This is a genomic window from Dethiosulfatibacter sp. (assembly GCF_983023055.1).
In genome coordinates, this window is record NZ_CEZJXU010000419.1 from 1 (window position 1) to 2,273 (window position 2,273).

Annotated in this window: 3 protein-coding genes; all 3 read right to left on the reverse strand. The window is 33.5% G+C overall.

From position 1 onward, the window contains the following. On the reverse strand, nt 1-817 hold an 817-nt coding region (locus tag AC3AX0_RS11855; RefSeq protein ID WP_487550490.1), incomplete at its 3' end, for a GTP-binding protein. A 197-nt stretch (nt 818-1,014) separates the two neighbouring features. Beyond that, nucleotides 1,015-1,533, reverse strand: coding sequence for a peptidylprolyl isomerase (locus AC3AX0_RS11860; RefSeq protein WP_487550491.1), 519 nt, complete (start codon nt 1,531-1,533; stop codon nt 1,015-1,017). A gap of 12 nt (nt 1,534-1,545) precedes the next feature. Then, on the reverse strand, nt 1,546-2,273 hold a 728-nt coding region (locus AC3AX0_RS11865; protein ID WP_487550492.1), incomplete at its 5' end, for a hypothetical protein.

A 2,273-nucleotide genomic window follows, 5' to 3' on the forward strand; every position in this document is an offset into this window, starting at 1 on the left:
TATCACCTGAATATGCATCTTTTACGGATATTCTGTTCATACCCATATATGTGAACAGCTTTCCAGCCTTGCACTTTTCCAGTTCACCATTTCTTTTGTATACAGAAATATTCTGTCCTTCTTTTATGCATCCTTTAAAAATTCTTCCAATTCCAAGTCTACCGATATATTCATCATATCCAAGAGATGAAATCTGAATCTGAAGGTTTTCATCATCAAGCTGAGGATAACAATCTGTATGCTTTAAGATTGTATCAAACAAAGGAACTATATCCTCGTTGTCGTCTTCCAGTTCGTATTTCACTATTCCATGCTTAGCAATTCCATAAAGAATTGGGAAATCAAGTTGTTCCTCATTTGCATTCAATTCTACAAAAAGGTCAAATACCTCGTCTACAACTTCTTCGGCTCTCTGGTCTTTCTTGTCAATTTTGTTGATTAACAGAATTGGATTAAGTCCCATTTCCAGTGATTTTTGAAGAACAAACCTTGTTTGAGGCATTGGACCTTCAGAAGAATCAACAAGAAGAATTACAGTGTCTACAGTCTTTATAATCCTTTCAACTTCTGATGAGAAGTCGGCATGACCTGGTGTATCCACAATATTCACCTTTGTATCTTTGTACAAAACAGAACAGTTCTTGGAGTAAATCGTAATTCCTCTTTCTCTCTCTAAATCGTTGCTGTCCATAACACAGTCAACTACTTCCTCATTGTCCCTGAAAACACCGCTTTGTGAAAGAAATGCATCAACCAAGGTAGATTTTCCAGCATCAACGTGAGCTATAACAGCTATATTTACAATTTTATTATTCATAAGTTTTTTATTAAACTTCCTTTCTTAAACATACTTTCATCAGTTTAATACTATTCACCAAAATAAGCAAGCTATTTTTACATAAACCTGAATTCATCACATGATTTCAATAAAAATAGTATGTCAATTCTGACATACTATTTTTAAATCCCGTTATTTATAGCTTAAGGGAGTTGCTTTGTACTTGCCTAAGAAAGTTAAACAGTTTCTGGTTCTTCCGCTTCATAGCCGTTCAAATCAATGGTAAACTGCTTAATTTTTTGATCTTCTTTTGGCTTGTCCCTGAAGTCAGTTTTTGTTTCAGCAATTTTATCTACTATATCCAGTCCTTCTGTAACCTTTCCAAATGCCGCATAGCTGTTATCAAGATGAGGTGATTTCGCATGCATTAGGAAAAACTGAGAACCTGCAGAATCAGGATGCTGTGATCTAGCCATTGATAATACACCCTTTTCGTGCTTTATGTCGTTGTCAAACCCGTTGCTTTTGAATTCTCCCTTGATAGAATACCCTGGTCCACCAGTTCCAGTACCCTGAGGACATCCTCCTTGAATCATAAATCCTTTAATGACTCTGTGAAAAACCAATCCGTCATAATAGCCTTTATTTACAAGAGATACAAAGTTTTTTACTGTATTCGGAGCCTTGTCGGGATACAACTCCCCCTTCATTACATCTCCATTTTCCATTTCAATTTTAAAAATCGGATTACTCATATTTCCTCCATGTTATTTTATTTTTAACGCCTTGATGATACCTGTAAAATTTTCAAACCTGGAGTCTGAAATCACACTATAGTTTTCATCATTGTTAAATTTATCTATGTAATTATATACGAAGTTTTCAGCTTCGTCAAAAAAACCAATATTATATAAAGAATAAGCTAAATTAGTAATATACTTTTCAATAATAACAAATTCACTGTCATAGTCAATCACTTCCTCTTCAGAAATTTCCAATAATAGACTTTCCACAACACTTAAATCTACGAATTCATCTGATGTCAAATCTAGATTTCCATAATTTATTACCAATTTATAAAGCTCTGCAAATTTTTCATTCTTATTATAATAATCCATGAGCAAAAAAACAATATCTGCTCTCATAATATTGTCATCAATCCTTTTTTTTGTTTCTTCAAGATAGATGATCATTTTCTTGTCCATATTGTAATTAACAATTTCATGAAGCAATATAAACTTTTCTTTCCTGTCAATACCCGTGTTGAAAAGCATTGAATCCAATATGGCGTTGCTGTGAGAAAGCTTTACATCATCGGTTATATCGTCATTTAAGAGCAAATAATAGTGCACCCCAATTCTGTTGAAATAATCATTTTCATCAAGCTCCCTTAATGTTCTTACTGGATTAAGGTCATATAATGGTTCATCCTCGGGAAAAATATAGCCTCCGAATTCCAGATATTCTATAGTTGTTACGGCTTTTATATACCTAA

Coding starts and splice junctions, on each gene's coding strand:
- AC3AX0_RS11860 (WP_487550491.1), bottom strand. CDS start 1,533: ATGAGTAATCCGATTTTTAAAATTGAAATGGAAAATGGAGATGTAATG.